Source organism: Chryseobacterium sp. NG-CE01, from assembly GCF_055695505.1.
Genome location: NZ_CM146369.1, coordinates 2,416,289 through 2,440,849, shown reverse-complemented (window position 1 = coordinate 2,440,849; position 24,561 = coordinate 2,416,289). Strand labels below are relative to the sequence as shown.

13 protein-coding genes and 1 pseudogene are annotated in these 24,561 nt (G+C 33.4%); all 14 read right to left on the bottom strand.

Features of this window, described 5'->3' with window-relative positions:
- Positions 1 to 12 precede the first annotated feature (12 nt).
- The 14 genes and pseudogenes from ACYT6F_RS11535 to ACYT6F_RS11470 all read right to left on the bottom strand — a co-directional run bounded on the left by ACYT6F_RS11535 (position 13) and on the right by ACYT6F_RS11470 (position 24,466).
- Complete coding sequence (locus tag ACYT6F_RS11535; RefSeq protein ID WP_472597819.1) at positions 13 to 678, bottom strand: hypothetical protein; 666 nt, start codon at positions 676 to 678, stop codon at positions 13 to 15.
- Positions 679 to 777: 99 nt separating this feature from the next.
- Positions 778 to 945, bottom strand: a pseudogene (locus ACYT6F_RS11530) (RHS repeat-associated core domain-containing protein); the annotation flags it as partial.
- A 9-nt stretch (positions 946 to 954) separates the two neighbouring features.
- Positions 955 to 1,437, bottom strand: coding sequence for a hypothetical protein (locus ACYT6F_RS11525; protein WP_472597818.1), 483 nt, complete (start codon positions 1,435 to 1,437; stop codon positions 955 to 957).
- A 25-nt stretch (positions 1,438 to 1,462) separates the two neighbouring features.
- Positions 1,463 to 5,002: a DUF6443 domain-containing protein gene (locus tag ACYT6F_RS11520; RefSeq protein WP_472597817.1), complete on the bottom strand. Its 3,540-nt coding sequence runs from the start codon at positions 5,000 to 5,002 to the stop codon at positions 1,463 to 1,465.
- A gap of 10 nt (positions 5,003 to 5,012) precedes the next feature.
- On the bottom strand, positions 5,013 to 8,474 hold the full coding sequence (locus tag ACYT6F_RS11515) for a hypothetical protein (protein ID WP_472597816.1): 3,462 nt from the start codon (positions 8,472 to 8,474) through the stop codon (positions 5,013 to 5,015).
- Positions 8,452 to 9,990: a T9SS type A sorting domain-containing protein gene (locus ACYT6F_RS11510; RefSeq protein ID WP_472597815.1), complete on the bottom strand. Its 1,539-nt coding sequence runs from the start codon at positions 9,988 to 9,990 to the stop codon at positions 8,452 to 8,454. Before ACYT6F_RS11510 ends, ACYT6F_RS11515 begins: the two co-directional genes overlap by 23 nt.
- Positions 9,991 to 10,769: 779 nt before the next feature.
- Positions 10,770 to 11,678: an HNH endonuclease family protein gene (locus ACYT6F_RS11505; protein WP_248877315.1), complete on the bottom strand. Its 909-nt coding sequence runs from the start codon at positions 11,676 to 11,678 to the stop codon at positions 10,770 to 10,772.
- Entirely contained in the window at positions 11,662 to 13,425 is a 1,764-nt protein-coding gene (locus ACYT6F_RS11500; RefSeq protein WP_472597814.1) for an AAA family ATPase, read from the bottom strand. Before ACYT6F_RS11500 ends, ACYT6F_RS11505 begins: the two co-directional genes overlap by 17 nt.
- A gap of 31 nt (positions 13,426 to 13,456) precedes the next feature.
- On the bottom strand, positions 13,457 to 16,627 hold the full coding sequence (locus ACYT6F_RS11495) for a type I restriction endonuclease subunit R (RefSeq protein ID WP_472597813.1): 3,171 nt from the start codon (positions 16,625 to 16,627) through the stop codon (positions 13,457 to 13,459).
- A 3-nt stretch (positions 16,628 to 16,630) separates the two neighbouring features.
- The gene (locus ACYT6F_RS11490; RefSeq protein ID WP_472597812.1) at positions 16,631 to 18,043 is read right to left on the bottom strand and encodes a 5-methylcytosine restriction system specificity protein McrC; all 1,413 of its coding nucleotides are present in this window, start codon (positions 18,041 to 18,043) and stop codon (positions 16,631 to 16,633) included.
- A 4-nt stretch (positions 18,044 to 18,047) separates the two neighbouring features.
- On the bottom strand, positions 18,048 to 20,162 hold the full coding sequence (locus tag ACYT6F_RS11485; protein WP_472597811.1) for an McrB family protein: 2,115 nt from the start codon (positions 20,160 to 20,162) through the stop codon (positions 18,048 to 18,050).
- Positions 20,163 to 20,990 carry an HNH endonuclease gene (locus ACYT6F_RS11480; RefSeq protein WP_472597810.1) on the bottom strand — a complete coding sequence of 276 codons (828 nt, stop codon included), beginning with the start codon at positions 20,988 to 20,990 and terminating at the stop codon, positions 20,163 to 20,165. It lies immediately after the preceding gene.
- 24 nt (positions 20,991 to 21,014) lie between these two features.
- Entirely contained in the window at positions 21,015 to 22,871 is a 1,857-nt protein-coding gene (locus tag ACYT6F_RS11475; protein ID WP_472597809.1) for a restriction endonuclease subunit S, read from the bottom strand.
- Complete coding sequence (locus tag ACYT6F_RS11470) at positions 22,868 to 24,466, bottom strand: type I restriction-modification system subunit M (protein ID WP_472597808.1); 1,599 nt, start codon at positions 24,464 to 24,466, stop codon at positions 22,868 to 22,870. Before ACYT6F_RS11470 ends, ACYT6F_RS11475 begins: the two co-directional genes overlap by 4 nt.
- Positions 24,467 to 24,561: the final 95 nt, after the last annotated feature.

Below are 24,561 nucleotides of genomic sequence, written 5' to 3'. Positions count from 1 at the left end.
AAAGTTTATAGGTTATCTACCAAGATTCTTAATTTTTCGCATAAAATAATATGTAGCAGCTCCAATATAATTATATTCATTTTGCAATATTGTATTGTTTAAATTAAGAACGCTCTGAACATTAGGAATAGGAGATATTTGACCTCCATTTGAATTATAATAAATACTACTTCCTGCGTTATCTATTAATCTTCCGTCATCATTAGGCTTACATTTCGATCCTATACATAAACTTCCATAATGTGTTCTTAATGGTAGACCAGATTCAGCTCTTACGATGTTTTCTACGTGTGTACCATATATTTCTACTGTAGTACTGTTAGGTCCAAATCTTGTTTCAGGTTGAGACGTTACGCCTAAAGCATAATTCTCGTACACATGCCCCATTTCGTGGGCTATTGTTGTGTATAATGTTGAATGTGAGGAAGCATTACCTGAAGTACTCCAAACTCCTCTGGTTGAAGACGGGTTTAATTCAATTATATTACTTATGCCATATTTTACTTGCGACCCACAGTTGGTATAATAAAAAAAAATGTCCCTTACTTTTCCATCTTTTCCCTGCGCCTGATCAAAATATCCAATCATTTCATTTCCTATAGAGGTATTTTTATCTAAATGGCTTAATCCAGCTACAGTATCAACAACAAAATTTGATAATTGAGTATTTGCATCCACATTTGTCCATTTTCCATTGATCTGATGCAGTGTGGCACCGTTATGATATCTATACTGAGTTCCATTTTGGTCATTAATATATATCCATTCTCAGTTTATATCGATAAATTTAGAGGGATTATTTGCTACATAAGTATAAGGAGAAATAGGAAAATAATTCTCACTATAATTATCTAATACACCCCATCTTCCAATATCCGGCATATAGAACCTTGCGCCGTAATCATACATTCCGGTCTCCTGCAGTTCCTTGCCGTTGTACTTATAGTTTTAATGTTATTTAGGTGGAGGTGGCGGGTTAGGAATTTTAGAATCTAGCAGATCCCGTGAAAACTTATGATAAGGAATTTCTTTAAGACTTTTATCTTCTTTTAGTAAAATCAAGTCCTCAATAATTTCCTCTTGCCTCTTTGATAATTCGTGTGAATAAAATCTAAATTTGAGATTCTTCCCATTTAAATAATAATTTACCTGTCGTGGTTGGGCATCAGGAGTACTTTTGAATTGAATTGAATCATAAAAAGAGTTTAATATTCTCTTTTTGTAAGAAGCAAAATCAATCTTTTGAGTTGATTTAAAATATTTATAATTTACTCCATTGTCAACTGATATTAAATCTTCCTTACATACATACAAAGAGTCTTTGTCATTTATGAGGATTCCAATCCTTGGTTCATTAGGATTCATACTAAATCCCAATGATACTTCAATATACTCTTGCTTTTCTTTATGACATGAAAGCAAGAGTAAACTAATCATTATAATACTAATTAATTTCATACAACTATTGGTCTTTATGTTTGAGGTTTCCATTTTTATCTACTTTTATCATAGACCCGTTAAAATTCCACATTTCAGTTTTTATCTGAGAATTACCTAGCTTTAATTTTAGAGCTTCGTTTGCTTGCTTAAGAATTTGAAACCCCTGCTTAGTGTATGTATTTACTTTATTGTTTGTAGGATCTTTTAAATACTCATTCTGAATATAATAATGTTGCCCATGTTGAGATTCCCAAGTGTCATATTTTCTGTATTCTTTTGGAATGCTACTTGAATTAAGATAACCATCATCTTGAAGATCGTTAGCTTCCAAATCAGCGTGAACAAAAGATTCGTGAACTATCTGTCTTAAGGTATTAAAAAACTGACTGCCAGAATCGCCATATGCTTTATTTGAAATCAAAATCGAGACATTCTTCTCATCTCCCTTAATTTTGCCTGTTGTAGACCCTCCTACGGATGAGTCTGTTTTTACTCCATATGATAGATCTATCCCTTTATTATGATACTCTCCATTAGCCTTGGCTTCAAAAATAGTCTTTCCTCCATATTCAACTTTTTGTCCTTTCTCCATATATTTTAATAAAAAGGCTTGTCCTTCTTTTGTTTTAGCAAAAAACACAAAAGCTTTATATTGCTCTTCATTACCTTTCTTCATTATATTACTCAAATCTAATTGCATCCCATCGGGATCAATATAAAGAATAGGATTATTTGCGGTATAATTAAATGGCGATATATTAAAATATTTCTCCGCCAACGGATCAATAACTCCCCATCTACCAACATCCGGCATGTAAAATCTCGCGCCATAATCATACATTCCCGTTTCTTGTAGTTCTTTGGCATTGTACTTATACTGATATGCATTGGCGGTAGTTACGGTATAGTTATGCAATAACCCGAATGGATAATAATTATTGATCTCTACGATCTCGCCGGGTTTCCAATAATCTATGCAATTGGGCGGATTCAAAGGATCCATTGGCCCGTCGCATTCCTGCACAAAATATTGTCTTGGCTGTATAATACCGTCTTTGTTGGTATCCGTAAAGCTCAATCTCACATTTCCTAAATGATCAGTATAATTGTAAATATAGGAATTATTTATAAAGTCGTAATATCCCTCAGAAGTCGGAACGAACTTTAGTTCAGAGCCTGCAACAGAAGAAGCGGAATAATTATACTGAAATCCATCAAGATATAAAATGGTATTCATAACAGAGTTCTGTAAAAATGTTTTTGCCACTTTTACTCCGTCTGCCCTATAGGTGTATTGAGTTGTTTTTGCTCCCTTAACCCCAGAATTAACTTTAATAATGCTAGGAAGGTTGAGGAGATTGTAAGTTATCCCATCGATACCTTTATCCGGATGGGTGATCATGTTTCCATTATTATCATAAGTAATGGTATTGTGAGCTGAGAGAGAAGGGTATCCTTTGCTGTTTCCAATTTGTTCGTCCCTTATTTTAATCAACCTGTTTCCAGAATATTCATAACTCAAATTATCAATCATCAAAGCATTAGTGCTGCCAGCTACAAGGCCTTCGGATCTTTTTAACCTTGTAATATTTCCATTGAGATCGTACTCCGGTTTTTCAAAATATTCTTTCGCTGATTCATTGCCCGCTTTCTGATAAAATCCGGCAGTAAGTCTGTTAAGTGCATCATAAGTGTACCCATATTTTTTTAATGGTTCATTTTGTTCTGTTGCTGTTTTCCATGATACCTCAGCAATATTCCCGTTGTATTTTGCTTTTACAATCTGATCCGGAAAATCGGAATTCGGAATGGCCAGTCCTTCAATCTGGTTATAATTGATCTTATAACCAAAAAGATCGCCTCCAAGATTATCAGGATCATTGATCTGGGTCATCCATCCACGTATATTATACGTATAGTCAACCGTCTGAAGCCCGCTTCCTAAAACAGTTCCGCCCACTTTTTTGGTTTGAAGCTGTGAAATTTCATTATAGGTATTCTGTGCTAAGATTTCAGCAGTCGCAGAACCCACCTGATGCGCATGGATGCTAAGCCTGTTCTGCTGATCATAGGTGAAGTTCTCGGTAATGATTTTATCCGTATCGGCATTCAGTCTTTTGTGAGTGGTGATGCTTTGCTGAACGGCTCCTGCAAAATCGAGCTTAGATTCCACCTTTGTTCGACCTCCTAAATGGTTTATTGAGTAGCTTCCTATGACTCTTCCTTTTTTGTCGTAGTAAGTGTAGTTTTTCGTCCAGTTATCATTCTCAATATTTTTAACCAGACTCATTACCGGAAGGTTTTTGGTACTTAATCCATCTGTAGTCGGAGCATCAGTCATTGTACTTTCTCCCAGAATTGTTGTTGGGAATGCAGGGTTGAAGCTGTAAGCAGGGTATGTGTCATAATAATTAATACTCAAAAGCTTCGTAATGGTACTGGGATAACTGCTGGAAGCCGTGTTATCATAATATACATCCATGCCTGCACTTGTAAAACCTACCGCCGTGGTACGCATCACATTATTGCTCTCTTTGGAATCAGCATTCGCTTGCTCCAATGCTCGTCCAGCACTTCCGTAATTTTGAGTGCTGGTGTAAAGTCCCGTATATGCGATCCTGCCAAACTGATCGTATTTGGTAAAAAACCACTGCTTTGAGACTCCCATATTGGCATCCTGGATCATCACCAGTCGGTCCTGCTTATCATATACCATATATTCCCAACCTTTACCCGGAAGTTTTTTCTCTATCAAACGATTTCTGCCATCATATTTGTATTGGTAACAAAGATTATTTATATCAGATAGCGAAAGAGCCTGAATTTTTGAGGCTAAAGGAGGAATGACAAAAGCCAACTGGTTGTATTCATTATAAACATAATAAGTGTCAGCTTTTTCCATCGTACTAATTATCTTTCTAACTAAAACAACCTGTCCTTCTCCATTTTTAAACTCTAACGTTTGGTTCCCATCTTCATCTGTGATGGTATTTTTATACAGCTTGGATACCGCATACGTTCCCACAACGGATAAGCTGGATTGAGCATTTGTATAATTGAAGGTCGCAGTATATTTTTTTACATCTTCCGCATCATTTACACCGTATTCATATCCTACATTATGCCCCTGCCAGCCTGTTCCGGGCTGCGCTTGTGACAATACCCTGTTTAATGGAGAAGATTCCAGGGCCCTATGGGAAAAAGCACTATTATCACCATAAAAAGATTGGGCGGCACTAGTGACGCTCTGTTGAATACCACCATTTTGGGTCGGCATCGGAGCCGGCAGCCATGAATCCACCTGCCTTCCGAACTGATCATACGGAATTGCAGTGACTATATCTTTTCCGGATGGAGAAGCTTTAATATTTATAACCTGATTTGGCCTACCTAGTCCATCAAAGTATTGAACGGTTTCAGATGTTTTTGCTGTTCCCGGAAGCGAAGGATCTGATAAATAAGTCTTGCTGTAAATGTAGTTTTCTGTGGAAGTGGGAGATGTCTGGGCAGTTAAAACACCTGCGACAAACAATGCACCGACCGGAATGAGTATTTTTTTCATAATTTGGTTTTTATGGCTTATAATGATAATTAGTGATTCTAAGCGTTTTCTTAACATTTCCTTCCATAATGTAAACTTCCTTAAGTCGTCCAAAGGCATCGTAATCATAGTATTCGGTCTGTCCATTAGGCCTCATTATACTGGTTTGTTCTCTATGAAAAGGATCATAAGTATAAGTACTCATCATTGCACCTACAGGATACACCCTTACCTCGTCTATAAAATAATAGGAGGACCCTATATTAACATTCTGTCCATTTACGGTGACGGTATCCTCCACATATTCCCAAGGTGAACTATCATTACTTTTGCCCCAATAAGAAATAATGACTTTGCCATACCCTGCAGATATCTGTGGAAGTCTGACAATATACTGGCCTATATGTGATTTGACTCCCGTTTTTGCGTGAATTATACTGACATTTTCCCGGTCTTCTTCAAAGCTGGTGTGAAACGGAATGGATCTTTCAACATTAACAGGGTTGTAAACAATGATATTAAATAGGTGTTCTATCATTCCCTGATATCCATTATATCCAACATTAGTTAGATTAACTTGGTAATTCCCCGGCTTCAAAAGCTGAGCAGGCGTAGTAAATGTATGAGAATTACTTCCGCTGGGTGTAGTGTCAGTAAATAGAACAGAATAAGCAGGATTGTCAAGATTTTTAAAACTAATATTGTACATCACGGAGTAGTTATTAGGAATTTTTTCATATATCCTCTCAATTTTATAATTCTTTTCTTCTGTAATGGTGAAAGTACCAAGCTCATAAGTAGTATTACCCATGGGGATATATAGACTGGTATTCATAGACTTATCCTGATTTTCAATACCTGACTGAGAAACAAAAGTTGAATTTTCAACCATAGCTATTGGAAGTGCTTTGTTATATCCCCATAGGTATGAGTTTGCTGTAGCATCCTCCTTTTTAAGGCTTAAAACATTGCCTTTTTTATCATAAGACAAGTATCTAATCCTATTTTCCAGAGGAGTTGATATGCCTCCTTGACTTTTTACGATTTCAGGCTCAATGATATTGTCTCCCCAGTTTTTGTAAACAACCTGATTTTTGGAAATTTGAATATTATTGTTTGTTGTTATCTCCTCTAAAAGAGGCGTCAATATATTTTTAGCCAACATACTTTGATATGGTTCTACAGGAGCATAATCGTAGGGATATTTATATTCTTGAGTAATATTTTGTCCGATGCTGTTGAATCTGGAAGTTTCTTTAAGCATAAGGTTGTGCTGGTTGTATTTGTACGAAATGGAATCCCGCACATATTTCAGGGAATTCTCTGAATCATACGTTTTATAGACTGAATAATCTTTTAGATATGCACTTTGAACTGCAGTTGTATTATGCGCTTTTATTGACATAATATAATCAGTGACACAGTTAGCACATCCATAATTGGTTAAATCAGCATTTTTAAGAAATGCTAAATTTGACATTGTTTGTGTGACATTTATTCCAGTTTTAAAATTTTTAACATAATGGTCGGAATAAAAATGTAATTCGTCAGAAATCATTTTACCTGATTTTGACTTTATTAGTTTATATACTAATTTAGGCTCATAATTCCCTTTATCTTCCTGATAAGAATGAAGTTCCCTGAGAGTGCTTGTGTAAGAAATCTTATTCGGAAAACTATAACTATATTCTGTCCATCCATTATTATCAGCAACTGTTCCCTGATATTCATAAACTTTTGAATAGGCAATTGGAAGTCCAGGCATCAGATCGTGCGGTACGAGGGGAATGGAAGTGTTGATCGTACGGGTATAATATTCCCAACAGCCTGTAATATTGTTCCCTGTAACGACTGAATTACCGCTATTGTCAATATATCTTTGAAGGTATCCGTAGAACTCAGCGTCAATTAAATTATAATTAGGGTCCGAATACTGATAAGATTTTATAGATGAAATCTCATTATCTTTTAAATAATTGGTTATTTTTGAAACCCTAAACCCCCCAATATAGCCAGCACTGTTAGATGAATTAAACAGTCCTGACACATGTGCCCTTTCAAAATCGAATTTTGATCTTCCACCAGTCGGATATTTAATTTCCTTGATCATACAAGCTTTAGAAAATTGTCCATTATCAGCTTTTCTATCTCCACCAAGACCCTGCATTTGTAATTCTGGTGGGAGAAGGTCCCGCGGAACAGCTGAACCATTGTTAATTCCATTATAATACCCCCAAAAATCGAAAGATCTTGAGATATAAGGAGGTAACATTATACTTTGTTCGTATATAAACGAATAAGTTTGAGGTAGTGAATTACTTTCGCCATAAATATCAACAGAGTTTAACTTTAATCTTTTATCCATAGTTTCAGAATATCCATTGGAGTAACCTATATTTCCAAAATATGATTGATTGAAATTTACTTTTTTAACTAATTTATTACCATTAATTTTTGAAAAAATACTTATTTCAACTATTTTTTTTAGTTGGAAATCCTCACGGTCGGAGTAAGAAAAAGTGATGGTTTCATCGTTACTTTCTATGGATGATAATATTGTGGAAGAAACACTCTCCCCGGTTCCAGACGCCTGATCAATAGGATATTGGCTATGTCCCTGGGGATCACAATTTTCACCAACAATGAATTGCTGTTTAGAGATTAAAGTATTTGCAGAAGCCACTTTTGCAAATCTTTGTTGTTGAATGTAATTTAATGTGATATGCTCTGTTTCGTCTGAGGAAATAATCTCTTTTAAAAACCATTCTGAAGAACCATAACCGGGATCCTGAAATCTTTGAAAAATATATAAAGTTCCATTTTCATCTGTAATTTTGAATTTATCATCCAATGTTTTATTTATTTTGTGCGGTCGGTATGGAAGTGTTATCAATGTATCTTTTGTAGGATAATTGTAGCGGAATATTCCGGACCTTCCATCTGGCAACCTATAGAAATAACGGTCGTTCATCAAATCTTCATTACCAAATTTTGTTGATAACATCATTGCCATGTTATGTGATCCCAAATAACAATTACACCCCTGATTATAGTTGGATGTCACAATATTAGGAACAGTTGCCAAAAACTGCTCTGCACTTGAATAAGTTTTAATATTAGCTCCATCCTCATCATAAACATCGAACATAGTCCTGCTTATAAGTCCTCCAGCATTAAGAACCCATCCTATTCCCACCTCGGAGGACATATCAGATACTTTGATTCCTGATGCGTGGTAAGAAATTGAGAGGGGTAGATTAATCTTTTTCCCACCGATTGTGTGAAGTGGTATTTCAATTTTTGGCACACCTGTGCTAAAATCAACTGGAATCTCACCATACCTCATGAAGTTTTGCGTAGTCGGCGAGGGTTTTACTATTGTGGGAATAACTGTTGAGATATTTGTGCTTTGAGCAAATGTTGCATGAAAAACAAACAACAGGCAGATAATAATACTTTTTGTAATCATTTTATTTTTTAATAATTTTACCATTAGCGGTTTTTTCGCTATCCGTTTTTACAACAATAAGATATGCTCCTTGAATAAGATTTTGAGTATTGATTTTTGTTATTTTATTTTTAGTTTTGAGACTCTGAAGCTGTCTTCCGCCCATATCGTACATCACAATATCCGCTTCGCTGAACTCGAATCCGATTTCTACGTATGCATAATCAATTACCGGATTCGGGTAGATCTTGATATCCTGCTTTTCAATCAGCTGGTCAATCTGTTTATCTCCCAGCTTTACAACCTTCCAATTCTCTTTTCCAAGCTCTTCTGCGCTGGTTCCCGCTAGAATTATGGATCCGTCCCTGTTCAGCTTAATATCAGAAAGTCTCTCCTCCTTTTTTCTGGATTCTCCTTTTACATGTTTTCTCCACTGTTCTTCTCCTTGTTCATTCAGGTACAACATCCAGAAAGTTTCATCATCACTTTCTATTCTTCCTTCTGCCTGGGTATAACCTCCTAAAAGAATTCCTTTTGACGATTTATCTGAAGCATGCAGTACACTCATTCCCATCAGCACATCCCGGTTCTTGAAATTGTAGGACTTCTGCCAAATATCTTCGCCTCTTTCGTTTAAAGAAAGCAGCCACAGATCCGTTCCTTCTCCAATCCCTACGGTTTTGTTTCCTGATCTTTCAGATCTTGATTCTCCGCCAATTAAAAAACCTGTGGAAGTTAAAGCCAGTGTTCTTATATGATCGTCCCCCTTTCCGCCGAAATTCTTTTCCCATTCCACTTTTCCCTCTTTCGACAGTTTGATAATCCAGTAATCACCCTCCCCGAAGTTTTCGGTCTTCTTAGACCCTCCGACATCGCTTCTGGAATACACGCCGAGTAAAGCGCCACCGTCTTTTGTCGGAATCATCTTTTCTACTTCATCCAAACCTTTTCCGCCAACAATAAATTGGGATAATTCCTTTCCGTTTTTATCGACTCTAACAATCAGGACATCTTTAGATCCGTAACCTTTTGCAGAATTCTGAATATTTCCCGCCACAAAAAATCCCATATCCGTCGTCTGGATCACCGCTCTAGCTTCTTCATCCGAAGCGCTACCAATGGTTTTCTGCCAAAGTTCATCGCCGAACTCATTGATTCTTATTAACCAAAAATCAGATCCACCTTTGGAATCTTCTTTTTTATCCAACCCTTTTCCGCTGAATGAGGTTCCTGCCAAAACGAATCCTCCATCCTGGGTATTCACAGTAGCCGATAAAAAATCATGATTTTGTCCGGAGAAATATTTTTCCCAGGATTCTTCCCCTTGTTGATTAAGTTTTATGAGATGGAAATCGTAACCGTTGCTTTGTTTGCTTTCAGCAGATAATTTATTTGATTGAATAGAGCTCCCTGTTATTAAATACTGCTGGTCGATGGTGGTGGTAACTTGGGAAAGAAAATCCTGCGTGGAGGATTTAATGTCTTTCTGCCAGACTACTTCCTGAGCAGAAACACCTAGAACGAAGCACAAGAACAGTGCTCCTGAGTAGATTTTATTCATTCTTATTGTTTAATTCGAGTTATGATTATTAATTTAAATTGCTGCAAAAATACTTCTTCTATACAACGCTATAAAGAATACAATATAATTATTATGAATTTGATAAATGTTATACTATTCTTATCATAATAACTATATTTTTTGCAAAGCTATAATGCAATAACGGCAAAACATGTCGTTTCATATATTGTATCATAAAAAAAAATTAAACAAGAATGTATTTGGTATAAAGCTTCGAAGAAAAAGAATTGGACACGCTATCTTGATCGATAAATTTGCTATAAGAGAATTTATGATGAAATTAAAAATTTTAGAATTCGTTTCTGTGGCAAATTTGCATAAATGAAGCTAGTCTTAAACAACATAAAATATTTAATCTATAACGATTCAATTTATTTATATGTTTTTACTCATAACTAATGCCCCCGATACAGTATCTATAGAAGTGTTTATTGATGGTGCTTTACGCAATACAAGGTGTACAAAAGTGGTACACAATCAAGATGCTGCAACATCTTTTTTTTCTACTTTTCCGCACGAATCTCGTCACATTAAACAATTGTAAACCAATGCTTTAGAATATCTGACGATAAATTTAAAAGTGCATTTGTACTACTTCTGTACACCTTCAACCTTGTAAATTACTGTAAATTAAACAATTAACAATTCCCGAATGCGACAGTGATATTTGATACATTTCGCCTGTACACTTCAATTTTCATCAATTTTAGAAAAAAATAAGTTCAGAATTTCAACAAATTATAGCTCAGTTTTTATATCTATCTAACTTCTTGGAAAGCATCTCGTAACTCGTCTTTATATATCGCAATTTTAGAAACAACGCAACTTTCAAAATTTGCAATAATATGTCTACCCCACAAACAGTACTCATTTCTAACATTATCTAATTCTAAGACTTTAGTACACTCTGCTTCTAGCCAAACTTTTAGACCATCATCATTAATTTTACCCATTGCTCTTGCTGCGCAAGCTAATTCAATATTCTTAATAATTTCATTTAATTTAACCTGACGGGCTGCCAACAAAGGATCTCTATATAATTTCAATATATCAACTGTCTTTTCTCCTTTTTCACCAATACCCTGTATTTGTCCTACGTCATTAAATGTCAAATAAGGAGTCGGATCCTCATACTCCGGATTAATTAATAATGGTTCTTCATCTAATAAGGGAGATTGATTGGCAATACAATGTGTTCTGTCAAATGAAAGTGGTGAATTTCCTATTGGGTTTATTGCTCTGGCTCTATTGTTGAAATCAACTAAAGGAAATCTATTACCTTTTGCATTTTTACCATTACAACTTGGACAAGATAACAAAAGGTTGCTCCACTCCAAACCCAACCAATAATAACCAGGGTGGGATAAACTATTATTATCAATTTCATCGACTTTAGCCTTTGGTCTAAAATGTTCAACCTGTAAAGTCGCTACGTGATCAACATATGATTCACAATAATAGCATTTTGGTTTATCACCCGCATCAAGATTATCTTTATGCACAGAAAATGCTTTAAGCTTATTAACTACAACTTCATCTTTATAATAAGTAGTATTGTACTTATCACCATTCATTTCTGCAACTGCACGCTCAATTTGCCTAAATGTCCCAGGTCTTGTCAAAGGTTCGGGAATATCATTGTAATCTTTTCTAGTTATCTGAATCATTATCTATTCCTAATTGTATAGTTCGTTCCGTGATCTTTCTATTCAAAATTTTATAAAATGCGGCTTCTTGATAATCGTTTTCTGTTATCAAACTCTCATTTGGATTATGTTGAACATTAATTATGGAATCAAAGCCAAAAATAGGTGAGCTTAAAATTGTATTAGGTAATAGATTTGAAATGTCTATATCTAACATTGTCGCTTTAATATTATCATTCTGATCTCTTTCAACCGTAATGAATACACTCTCTTCAGGTGCACCAATAAAAGGTATTGGACTATGGGAAGAAACAATAAATTGAATATTAGGAAATGTTCTTGAGAGGTTTATTACTAATTCTTTTTGTGCTTTAGGATGAAGGTGTAAATCAATTTCATCTATAATAACAATCCCACGTAATTCTGCTGGATCAAGAATGTCAGATTGTTGATTGAAAAGACGAATCAGAATATCACCAAGCATCGCAATAGTACTCTTTGTACCAGTTGATAATTTTTCCCAAACTAAAGAATGTTCTTGATTCTGATCATTAGTAAAAATGTACTTTGTAATTTTTTTGTTATTTTCAATGGTAAATCTAATATCAACTAAATTATGAACAACATCAATTATTAAAGACTTAATATAATATTCTCTTTTTTGAAAAAGATTCTTTTCCCGCTTTGATCCAGACCTCCAAAACTCAAACTGTTTGTCAATACTTAATAGTGGAGTTCCTACCTTAAATAAAGATTTGAAAGACTCTTCTTTATTTAATTCTTTTTTAAATTTAGCCTTATTCATCTTATCTACCACCATATCAAGTCTATATGGACCATACATTGCCAACCCTTGAATGTATGGTTTTCTTTTACCTTTTACTTCACCATTTCCAATTCTACTGTATTCTTGTAATTTATTTTTATAAATGAAGTTGGCAGTAACTTTAAAATTAGGATTTTCTTCAAATTCATTTTTTGACAACATTCTATTTCCCAATGCTGTTGCCATTGCTCGTAAAAGGTTCGTTTTACCAGATCCATTCTCACCTGTTAAAAATATCCACTGATTTTTTTTGTTTTTTATTTCAATCGATAAGTCATTTATTAATCCATAATCTTTTATATCAATTGAAAATAATTTCCAAGGCTTATCCTCTTTGATAACAAATTCATCTTCATTATCAATCTCTTGCTTGCGTTTTCTATATTGCCTAATTTTATTATGTCTTTTTAGAAATTCTTCTGAACTTAAAAATGAAATTTCATTTTCACTTGATCCCATCATCTCAAAAAAATCAGAATTACTCCTAATAATATCATCAATATTTTCTTTATCTGTGTGCAGGAAAAAATCAAAAACAGACTTGTAATCTTTTAGATCATATATGCGATTACTGTATTCAGAAAAAACATTATCATACTTGATGATATATTTTTTACCAATTTTTTCTAAATTTAGTGTTCTTTCTAAAAAATATCTTTCAATAAATTCTTTCTTGATAGTAGAATCTGAAACATTAATTTCCAAGGTGCATTTTCCCTCGTTATCAATTATGAAACATATATTCGGAGTTCTATTTTTCCAATCCATCCCTTCCCAAAATGATATTGCTAAATAGTTTTCATTTCCGTAAAACCAATACCCTTCTTCCAATCTATTTGCATGATTACTTTTTCTAAAAGTAAATTTTAGTTCAGAATTTCTTTTCCTTTGTTCAAGCAGATATAAATATAATTCTTCATGAACTTCAACAAGATCCAGCATATTTTTTATTTTAAAATTTTAATAAAATCTTCTACAAAAATGAATAAGAATAAACATGCTGATAAACAGCAATACTTTTTAAACTTACTTCTTCATCAGTATATTTATTTTCTGGAAGCCATAATAACTGTTCATAAATAGTAGTTTTTACACCTGCTTTTACTTCTCGAATTTCTTTCCAATTAGGAATATTTAACTTTTCATTTTTGAGAATTTCTAAAGTCTGTGCTGCCACTTTCTTCACTTTTTCTCTTTCTTCCTTATCCAAATTTTTATCCTGAATTAAAAGATCAAAAATGGATAAGGTAGGTTCATCCAAATTTTCTTGATAAGCTCTTTTTTCTTCTTGTGACAGGGATTGAACAAATGCTGCCAATTGCTCAAAACTGCGTACAAGTTCTACTTCAGATTTACCATTATTGTAAGCTTGGATAATTTCTTTATAACGTTCATAAAACTCTAAACGTAAAGGATTCTCTTTAAGCATCTGTTCTAATTTTTGTTCCACAGCTTTATTCAGATCATATACTAATTCATTTTTTCTAGGGATTTTCTCAAATGCTTTTTTTAATGCATCAATATTTAAATTAGACAAATCTATCATTGTATAGGGATTTTCCTGAACAGTATCGACCACAACGGAATCATTGACCACACTCTGTAAACGTAAAATAATCTCTGTGACATCAGCACTTTTTACTTTTTGATTGAGTTTGCTGTAAATAGCATCGATAGCATTGTATTGTGGAGTGAATTTTTTTGCCTGTTTTTCAGGAAAAAGTGCTTTATATTTTCTAAATACGTTTCTAGCCGCTATCTCAAATTTAGCACGGGATTCGTCATTTCTACAAACAGCATTGGCTCCGTTATTTACTGCTGCAATTTTTCCCATAGCTGTAGCTTCAATTAAAGTATCTAAATTAAAGTTTTCTTCTTCTAACATTTTCACTACGTCATCAATAGCTTCCTTTATTTCGTCAGACATTGTTTCTAACTGCTCGAATGGTTTTTGATTATCATTCTCATCTCCTTTTTTACCTTTATCTCCTTCTCCGTAGACAGCATAAGCTTTTTCTAATTGCTGATACACATTACCATAATCAACAATAAGCCCATTTTCTTTTTCATCATCATACACTCTGTTTGCTCTGGCAATGGTTTGCATTAAAGTATGTCCTTTAATCGGCTTATCAAGATAAACTGTTGAAATAGAAGGCGCATCAAATCCAGTTATCCACATCGCACATACAATTGCCAATCGGAATGGATGCTCTTCATCTTTAAATTCTTTTTCAAGATTTCTTTCAACCATTTTGCGACGATGCGTTTCAATATCCAAATTGATTTTTTTGAATTTATCAATTTCATTTTGTTCAGAACTGATGACAACACAAACCTCTGTTGAAACAACTAAGTTATATTTACGTTTTAATTCCTGCTCTTCCTGAAGGTCTTTTGATTCTGCAATTTTTTGTTCCAGTTCGGTCAGATATTCTGGCCAATATTCCATAATGTAATCATACATCCGAACCGCTGTTGGCTTATCAAGTGCTACCAACATTGCTTTCCCCTGATAACCTCTTTCATTAAAATGCCAAACCAAATCTTTAGCGATCTCTCTCAGACGCGATTCTGCAGTAAGTATCGGGTATTCTTTTTTAAATAGATAAGCTAATTTCTTTTGCTGATCTTCATCAAGATTTTCATTTTCAAGAATCTCAGCCATTTGTTCATCCAATGCAGGATTATCAATATTTAGTCGCTCTCCACGATTCAAATATTTTAGTGGAAGGGTTGCTTCATCTTCAATTGCTCTTTTAAAGTCATATACAGAAACATATTCTCCAAAGATATTTTTTGTGACTTCCTGCTCCTCTTTAATGATAGGAGTTCCGGTAAATCCTAAATATGAAGCATTGGGCAATCCAAAAAATCTCATATTTCTTGCATATTTCCCTCCTTGAGTACGGTGTGCTTCATCAGATATTACAATTATATTTTTTCTTTCGGTGATAAGCGGGTATTCTGTTTCTAACTCAGGATCAATAGAAAATTTATGAATCAATGAAAATACATACCGATGATTTTCACTTAATAATTCCCTAAGGTGATCTCTACCCGTTATACCTTTCTTTTTACCGGCAATTACATTTTTATTGTTAACAATTCCAACACCTGAAAATGTATCGTAAGCCTGATTTTCCAGTTCTGTACGATCTACAACAATCAAAAATGTGTAAGAACCTCCAAACTTTCGATGTATTTTCTCACAAAGAAAGACCATAGAATATGTTTTACCCGAACCTTGAGTATGCCAGTACACTCCTAATTTCCCTTCGAGATCATTAATATTCTGAACATTTTCCAACACTCTGTTTACCCCAATAAACTGATGGTTCTTTGCCATTAGCTTTACAATATTTCCATTGCTTTCATCGAAGAGTAAAAAGTTCTCGAAAATATCCATTAGGTTTTTAGGAGCGCAGGTTCCTCTAAGCATTGTATCTAAACTTACAATTCCTTCAGCATCTTCTGTTATACGTTTCCAGTCAAGAAAGTATTTATACGGACTGGTTACAGTACCCACTTTAGCATCTGTACCGTTGCTTAAAATTACAAAGGCATTGTGATAAAATAAATGAGGGATTGTATCTTTATAATCCTTGAAATTATCTTCATAAGCAGAGCGTAGATCAACGGCATGAGATTTAAGTTCGAAGAATACCAATGGAATACCATTTACAAAACCAATCACATCAGGACGACGATTATGTAACTCACCACTCACTTCGAATTGTCGAACAGCCAGAAAATGATTGTTTAGATAATCTTTGTAATTAAATATTCTTAAAGTTTTCTTTTGGGTTTTGCCATCCTCATTTGTAAACGAAACCTCAACACCATTTTTTAATAATTGATACTTAGCTTTATTTTGTTGAGCAATAGTTTTATCTGCTTCTTTTTGAACAATTTTTTCTAAAGCTCTTGTATATGCTAATTCCGGAAGGTCTGGATTTAACTGCTGTAAAGCCTCTAAAACATATCGTTCTAAGATTACTTCTCCTTTATTCTCACGACCTAATAATCCTTCTGTTCCAAAACTTTCATTCTTCCAAGCTGTAGTAACTTCCCAACCAAGTTCTCTTAAAACTTCTTCGGTAGCGTTTTCTATCAATGCATCTTCTGAGTATTCGTAAGACATAGTTTAAAGTTTTTCTGATTCTTGATTTAGCAATTCATTTATCTGATTTATGAATTTTGACTCAGATTCTTTTATGGATTTTATATTTGAATTCTTATTTAATTCAACCCCAAAGATTCCAAATCTGTTTGAATATTGATCTAAAGTATTTGATATATGTTTTCCTGAAACATCAAACTCTTTTTGTAGTGGATAAACTAATCCAGACAATACATTTTTATAGTGATAATAATAGCTATATGTATGCAGTTGAAAAATATCTTCTCTATCAACGTCCAAACAATTATAATTCATTGTTTTGAACTTTGCATCTAAAATAGCATATTTATCTTGTTTCACATTATGCAGAATTAAATCTGGAATCATTTTACGACTAAAAAAATGATTTCTATAAATAGATATTTCTTTTTGAGCATCTAAATTCCAACCTGTAAGACTAGATTTTAAAATCTTTTCAATATATAGTTCAAACAATTCTGATGTGTTATAGAGATTTCCAGATATTTGTTTTTTACTTTCTTGATTAAAATCAGGACTAAAACTCTTAATGATTACTTCCGCTAATTCTAAGACTTTTTTAAACTGAACAAATAGAGGATTTGCTAAAACAGGATGGCTTTTAGCTTTAAATATTGTATCACTTTTTGGCTTAATTTTGCTATACTTAGAAAGTAGTTCATTATAAACATTTCTTACTTTAAATAAAGAATTTGATGAGTACTTATTTTTGATGATATATAAAGTATAAAACAAAACATCAATAATTTCTTGTATATCACTTCTATCACGGTAATGAACGGAAACTTTTCCTTGAAAAGGAATGTCTCTTTTCATGAATGACTTAAATTCGACTTTACCTCGAACAGTATTCAGTCGCTCATTAACATTTTGAAATCTTTTTGGGAGTCCTAATATTGATGCTTTCTCTAGTTTTTGTAAAAACATAAAACATAGAAGATATTCAAGTTCATTCGTTCGTGTTTTATAACTTGTCAGAATGGCTTCTGAATCCAAAGAAATGTTATTAGCATAAGTAAGCAAATGATTCAATACAGAAACATTGTACCGCTCACTTAGCGATATATTAATTACAAATCCTTTGTAATTAATATATCCAGCGTATTGACCAGTTTCTATATAGTAAATTATTTCTTCACCAATTTTTTTCTTATAAAATTTAATTACAAAAGCATCTAGGTCTTTATCAACATTATTTGATTTACGCAGTGAAATTACATTAAGATCACTAAAGCGATTATCATTAAGATATACTTCTTCAAAATTATCAAAGCAATCTTTGATCATCTGTTTATTAAAAGAACTGTCATTGGATTTTATGAAATTTTTGAGTTCCAAATCATTCCATCCAATCTTATTGTTTCCGTAGTTGTAATTTACTGGCAAAGTTATATGCATCACATTACAACTTAAAATAATTTTGAGCTTCCTCTGACTTCTTTTCTATTTCTGACTCATCGTAATAAGCTCTCAAATATTCATTTAAAGTCGGTAATAAAAACTCTCTGAAAAGCTGATCCATACTTTTTTGTTGAATGCGTTTTTGCTTTTCAATTGTTGAAATTTTCATATATAAAGAGTGTCCAAATTCGAAGGACTTTCCTAATCCTAAATATTTCGAGTCGGAAATAAATTCATTTAAATTCTTACAAACATCAACATAATCTAATCTATTTGTAAATAATTCTCCTTTGTTACTTTTTACATTTTCTATAACATCATAATCGCAACCAAAATAAATCCATTTAAATCTACGACGTAAAGCAAGGTCAAAACTATCTATATTTTTGTCCACATTATTCATCATTCCAATGAAATATAGATTGTCTGGAACACCAAAAAGAACGCTTCCAGTTTCTGAAATTTCATAAGCTAACTCTACCTTTTTCTTTTCGTCCAAATGCTCTTGATAAGAAGAGTATTGCGTACTGAATAAATGTCGATCATTAAAATTATTTGATACTATATCTCGGTATGAACTTTCTAAACTAACTAGAGTTTCTCCAAAAACAGCGGATAAATTTGCCCTGTTAATTTCATCAACCACAAAATAAAATTCTTCGTTAGGTCTGCTTTTTGCCAGTTTGCAAAATTCTTTAAACGAGCCGTTAATTAACTCAAACTTCAAATTACCATCTTCTGTTACGCCATAAGGCTTTATTCCTTCTATAAAATCCTCATAACCATAAGATGGGTGGAAAACAACATATTTTACTCGTGAAGAATCACCTTTAGTTAAGAATTCCAAGTCTTGTTTAATTCTATAGGTTTTACCTGTCCCAGGGGGACCGTATAAAATAACATTTGGATTACTCTTGGAAAAAAGTGATTGAGAACTTGCTAATTTCCAAAGAAAACGAGAAACAATTATTTGATTAGCGTAGCTGTCCTGATTTACATTTAATATTTGCTTGACTGCAAAATTGATATGAAAACTCTTTTCTATTTTAGATAGACTTTGATCATCACCAAAGAAATATTGGTATAGATCATCCAACCTATCATTGTATGCATAGATAAACTGAAAGGGATGAGATAGAACCAAAAACTTTCTCAAAATCTGTTTTGCTGAAATAAAATCACAATCTTCTATCAACTTCATTTGTTGGAAAATTTCTGATTCATTTACCACATTTCTGAAAAACGTTTTATACTTTTCAAATTCTGACTCGGCTTCTCCTCTATTGTTTTTATTAAAATTATCAGGATCTTTTCTATCGATTGTAAATGAGTTGTCATTTTTGTCAGCTTTGATACCAAAAGTCAAAGCCGAACCTGCAGGTTTAGAAGAACCGAACAATTCTCTTGATCTTCTTTCTAAAAAATTACATAAATAAGAACCAGGCAATCCTGTATCATTAGCCTGTCGGTTAGTATAATCATCAAGGGTAAAAGCATTAGTTTTAATCTTATCAGTATAAGTTTGAAACTCATTTATAATTAAAGAAGCATTATTATCTAACGTTACTTTATTTTTATCATCATATTTCTGAGCAAAAGTATTAAAGAGCTGATTTAACTGTTTTTTTTCAATGTCAGAGAGTATAATGTTTTTCATAATTAGTTCTAATCTTTTTTTCTGCGTGATTAATAGTAATTGGTCACAAATTTTTTTATCAGCGGGATTTTCCCAAGGTTTTAAAATATACAAAGCTGGTATTCTTGATGCATCACCAAATGCAGCATCTTGAAAATTTAATCCTATCTGATTTAATTCAGTGTTATCACTTGTTAATTCAAGATAACAAAAGTATTTCTCATTAGGCATATCAGGTAAATGTCCTTTCGCTGGTAAACTTTTTACTATCCCCGATAAAAACAATCTTTTATTTGAATTTGCTCCTTGAGCAATTAATATTATATCACCAATTTTAACTTCGTTTACAAAACGTGCTCCTAAAGAATTATCAATACCCCAACCCATAACAGCTATTTTATATCTCAAAATAGCATCCTTCCATTGTTTTTCAACAGAAGCATCCTGCTCAACATTCGGTGAAAGAACCCAATAATTCATCTATAAAAATTTAGGATAATTATTTGCACTTATAGGCAACCTAATATCCTTTCCATTATACTCCCAATACTCAGAACCTTCCAATGAAAAATGCACCTCAATCTTATAATCAGCAGAAATATTGATTAGTCGTTTTCCATTTTTCTCTAAATCAAACAAATCGTGAATATCTGATCTTACTAAAATTCCATTGTTTACCACACTTGTATGAACACCCTTGTACGGTTGAATATGAGCAGCTTCTAATAATTCAATAACTTTACTTCCGGTAACTGCACAAGTATTATCATAAGCTTCTAAAAGTTCTTTTCTAAATTTGGATTGACGAAGGCGTTTTTTAATTCTTTGATAGGTATATTCAAGTTCCGATTCGGTTTGTTTATTTAACTGAACCTCTACATCAGATGTAAACACATCTTTCAAATTTTCGGTTTTTGAATACAGAGTAATTCTCTTTGTGCTGTTTCCTCCTCTTGAACCTTTCTTTTGTCCCGATTGCTTTACGGACTTTTTTATACTTTTTAAGAAAGATTCGAAATCAGTAATGGAGTTTAGATTAATTTTGAAATCACCATCATATAAAACTTTTCTGTCATCAATATTTTTATAATTTGATGAATTAGATGCTACATAAATTTCTAAATCAGAAACATTGGCATTCTGGATTTTTTTTAAAACATAGGCTAACAATAAACTATGTTCTGGGTTTCTATAATTTTTTGATTTCTTTGTCCCACCTCTTGACTCTATTGTCAGTCCGTCCAATCCTGTAATGTGATCGATTCCACATAGTAGTGTTGCGTCGAACTCTGTTTTTATTATTTTCATAAGTTATTAGTTTTTATTTTTTAATTATTTCTCATATTGTAAGGTTTCAGTTAAAAATCTAATTGACCTCTCTACATTCGCATCACTGAAAATCGTTCGCTCCAACTTCGCCTCCCATTCTTTTTCAGATTTTATAATGTCCAAAACATTGGTTGAAGTAAACTCAATATTCTTTTTAGAAAGCTCTATCAAACTATTATCAACCGTTGCCAAAAGCTCCAATTCATCATTTGACTTGAATTTAAACTCTGTACATAGCCAATCCAAATCTGCAATTTGCCAATAGTTAGAAAAGTACTTTTTAGCATCATCTATCTTTTCGTCAACTACAAATCCTGTCGTACCCTTATCTCCTTTCCAGTTCTGTATGTATTTGCTGTTTAGAGCAATCTTTTCAGGACCGCCGTATTTTGTTTTTGGGTTGTAGGGTCCTGCAGCTTTTCTCAGATAATCCTGAATTTTGTTGTCAGAATATCTGTGAAAAAGATAAGAAAGCTTGGTATATCTTTTTCTTCCTAAAGGAAATTTTCCACTTCCAAATCTATCTGTTAAACAAGCAATTAAAACAGCTTCTTTAAATTCTTTAGAGGCTTCTTTTTTAGGTTTTGCTAAAGGAATTACTTTAGCATCAGTTGGTTTTGTTTCTACAATTCCCACTTGTACTGTGCTTCCCGAAACATCAATCATCCCCATCATCAACCTCGGCAACAAAATATCGCGTGCCTCGCGTAAGCGTTGGTTTTGATATTGAAGATTTAGAATTGATTCAAAACAAGGTTTTACCAAATTATGAAAATCTAATAATAATTTTTCTTCAGGAATTATAATTTCAATTTGTTCGAATTTTCCTTTATTTACATTGGTCATAGTTGCACCATTGCTTCCTAATGCTTCCAAAACTTCTTTTAAACTTCTTGAAAAACAATATGTGTAATAAGTAAAAGTTTCCTTTGAAAATTTAATTGCATTGATTTGTTGATTAAATTGTGAATTTTTGCTCACCAAAGCATACACACCTGCTGAACCAATACAACTAACTACTAAAGAATTTTTTGGTAGAAATTTATTTTTTTGAGTATTCGCTCCTAACTCTGTTAAGTTTTGATTAGTTTCCAGAACATAAATCTGTCCATTCATATCTGGAGTTTTAATGAATGGAATGTTTCCATTGTAAAATTCTTCGTTGAATGTAGAAGGTGTCTTTCCAGTAACAATATCTCCCAAATCACCCAACTTCACTTTCTCCCAACCCTGCGGCAAACCATTCTCATCAAAAACCGTAGTTTCATAACCCGGAAAACGCATTCGCACAAACCATTCCTCGTAGGTTTGTTGTGCCAGTTCTTCTAAAATTTTTATACGCTTTAGGTTATTCTCTATCAAATCATCATATCCTGATAGAATGTTGGCGATTTTTTTTTGGATGTCAACTGTTGGAACATTAAATCTTAAAGTTCTAATTTTTTCAATACTTAAATTATCTTGAGCTGCGCCTTGAGATATTTTTTGAATACGTTTTTGTAATAAATCAAAAAGATATTTTACAAATCGAACATCTGATTTTAAAGGGTTTGCAATAAATCCAACAACGCTATCTGGAAAGCAAGCATCAATTCCTAATATTGATGAATCAGCAATATTAGCAGCAATAGTAATACACAAAGTATCTTTTGGCCAAAGCTTACTTTGTGCTAGACCTTCTTCAGAATACATCTGAGAATAAGAAGTGATTTTGTATTCTGCTGCTTTAACATCAGCCGTTTGGACAAATGGATATTTATCACCATATAGAAAATCTGCATTCCTAGGTCGATGTCTTGATTTTCCTCTGCCAATAGTCCCTAACTCCTCTAATTCAACTTCTTTCCAACCCTCGTTCATAACTTAAAAGCTTGAATTTTGTTCATCAATTGGTTGGCTTCCGTATTCAGTTCTGCTAATTCGTTATGCAATTCCTTCATTCGGGTTTTGTAATCAAAATCCATATTAATGTCGATGTTTATGCCGACATATCGTCCCGGTGTAAGGCTATAATCTTGTTCAGATACTTCTTCTAAATTCACAACTTTGCACAAACCTTCTACATCACGATATATTCCTTCAGGGAAATGCTCATTAAACCAAGAATTGTCTGTTGCTACTTCAGGAACTTCATCTCGGTATAATGCCATTATAGCTGTTAATCCTTCCAACTGTTCAGGAGAAAAGTCATTAATCGTACTGCTTACCTTTCGATAAACGTTACGGGCATCGATCATCAGTATTTTATCTTTATTCTCTTTTCGTTTGCCTTTATCAAAAAACCATAAATGGCAAGGCAGCGAACGGGTATAAAAAAAGTTGTTTCCTATAGAAACGATACAGTCTACATTTCCTGTTTTTACCAATTCTTCACGGATTCGTTTTTCAGCATTTCCAGCATCAGTTGCTGAAGACGCCATTACAAAACCAGCCCTTCCAGTTGGGTTCAGATATGACATAAAATACTGAATCCAAAGATAATTGGCATTTCCAATCGTTCCCTTACCTGTTAATGGTGCGCCAAATGGTAAACGTTTATCTTCTGCTAAAAATTTATTCTTAGCATCTACTTTATCCACATTAAAAGGCGGATTTGCCATCAGGAAATCACATTTTCCATAGAGTTCGTGTGGATCGCTGTAAAAAGAATTATTATTAGCTATACTACCAGTGATTCCGTGGATCGCTAAGTTCATTTTGGCCAAACGTGTGGTATTGCTTTTATATTCGGTACCGAAAACTTGAATAGCTTCGTTTACTTTTTTGTTCTGATGATCTTTTATAAAATGCGCGGTTTGTACAAACATACCTCCCGAACCACAAGCAGGATCGTGAATAATCCCGTGATCCGGTTGAATAAAATTAACTATTAGTTGCACCAATGAGGGAGGTGTGAAGAATTCCCCTCCTTCTTGTGCACCGGCTCCCATCATTGAAAGCTTCATCAGGAAATATTCATATACTCTTCCAAAGACATCACCTTTAGCTTTTTGAACTGAGTCACTGTTAAAAATACGGATCAAATTGGCCAGTAAATTATTATCAGAATCGTCTTCAGGTGTAAGTTCCTGATAGTTTTTGGGAAGAATACCTGCCAGCTCTTCATACTCATTTTCAATAAGTTTCATCGCGGAATTTACCGCTTCTGCCAAATCTTCGCTTTCCGGCAAATTGGCAAGATGAGTATACTGTGCTTTTTCCGGTAAGAACATTGCTCCAAGAGCAACATAATCATCTTTCGTAGCGTCACGGCGTTTTCCGGTACGAGGATTTACAGGTAGTATTTCTTGTAGTTTATCTTTTGCTTCTAAATATTTATTTTCAGCAAAACGCAATAAAATTAATCCTAACAAAGGATCTTTATATTCAGCAGCAGTCAACTTTGAATTAGCTCTTAATTCATCTGCGGCTTCCCAAAGCTCTACTTCAAGCTGTTTAATATCTTTTTGAGTCATTTTAACCTGTTAAAAACCAAACAAATATAATTTTATAAAATTCTGGTTTAGAATTTATAAAAATATAGCAATTTATTTAAGTTCAGAACACTTAA

Coding starts and splice junctions, on each gene's coding strand:
- ACYT6F_RS11525 (WP_472597818.1), bottom strand. CDS start 1,437: ATGATTAGTTTACTCTTGCTTTCATGTCATAAAGAAAAGCAAGAGTAT.
- ACYT6F_RS11520 (WP_472597817.1), bottom strand. CDS start 5,002: ATGAAAAAAATACTCATTCCGGTCGGTGCATTGTTTGTCGCAGGTGTT.
- ACYT6F_RS11515 (WP_472597816.1), bottom strand. CDS start 8,474: ATGGTAAAATTATTAAAAAATAAAATGATTACAAAAAGTATTATTATC.
- ACYT6F_RS11510 (WP_472597815.1), bottom strand. CDS start 9,990: ATGAATAAAATCTACTCAGGAGCACTGTTCTTGTGCTTCGTTCTAGGT.
- ACYT6F_RS11505 (WP_248877315.1), bottom strand. CDS start 11,678: ATGATTCAGATAACTAGAAAAGATTACAATGATATTCCCGAACCTTTG.
- ACYT6F_RS11500 (WP_472597814.1), bottom strand. CDS start 13,425: ATGCTGGATCTTGTTGAAGTTCATGAAGAATTATATTTATATCTGCTT.
- ACYT6F_RS11495 (WP_472597813.1), bottom strand. CDS start 16,627: ATGTCTTACGAATACTCAGAAGATGCATTGATAGAAAACGCTACCGAA.
- ACYT6F_RS11490 (WP_472597812.1), bottom strand. CDS start 18,043: ATGCATATAACTTTGCCAGTAAATTACAACTACGGAAACAATAAGATT.
- ACYT6F_RS11485 (WP_472597811.1), bottom strand. CDS start 20,162: ATGAATTATTGGGTTCTTTCACCGAATGTTGAGCAGGATGCTTCTGTT.
- ACYT6F_RS11480 (WP_472597810.1), bottom strand. CDS start 20,990: ATGAAAATAATAAAAACAGAGTTCGACGCAACACTACTATGTGGAATC.
- ACYT6F_RS11475 (WP_472597809.1), bottom strand. CDS start 22,871: ATGAACGAGGGTTGGAAAGAAGTTGAATTAGAGGAGTTAGGGACTATT.
- ACYT6F_RS11470 (WP_472597808.1), bottom strand. CDS start 24,466: ATGACTCAAAAAGATATTAAACAGCTTGAAGTAGAGCTTTGGGAAGCC.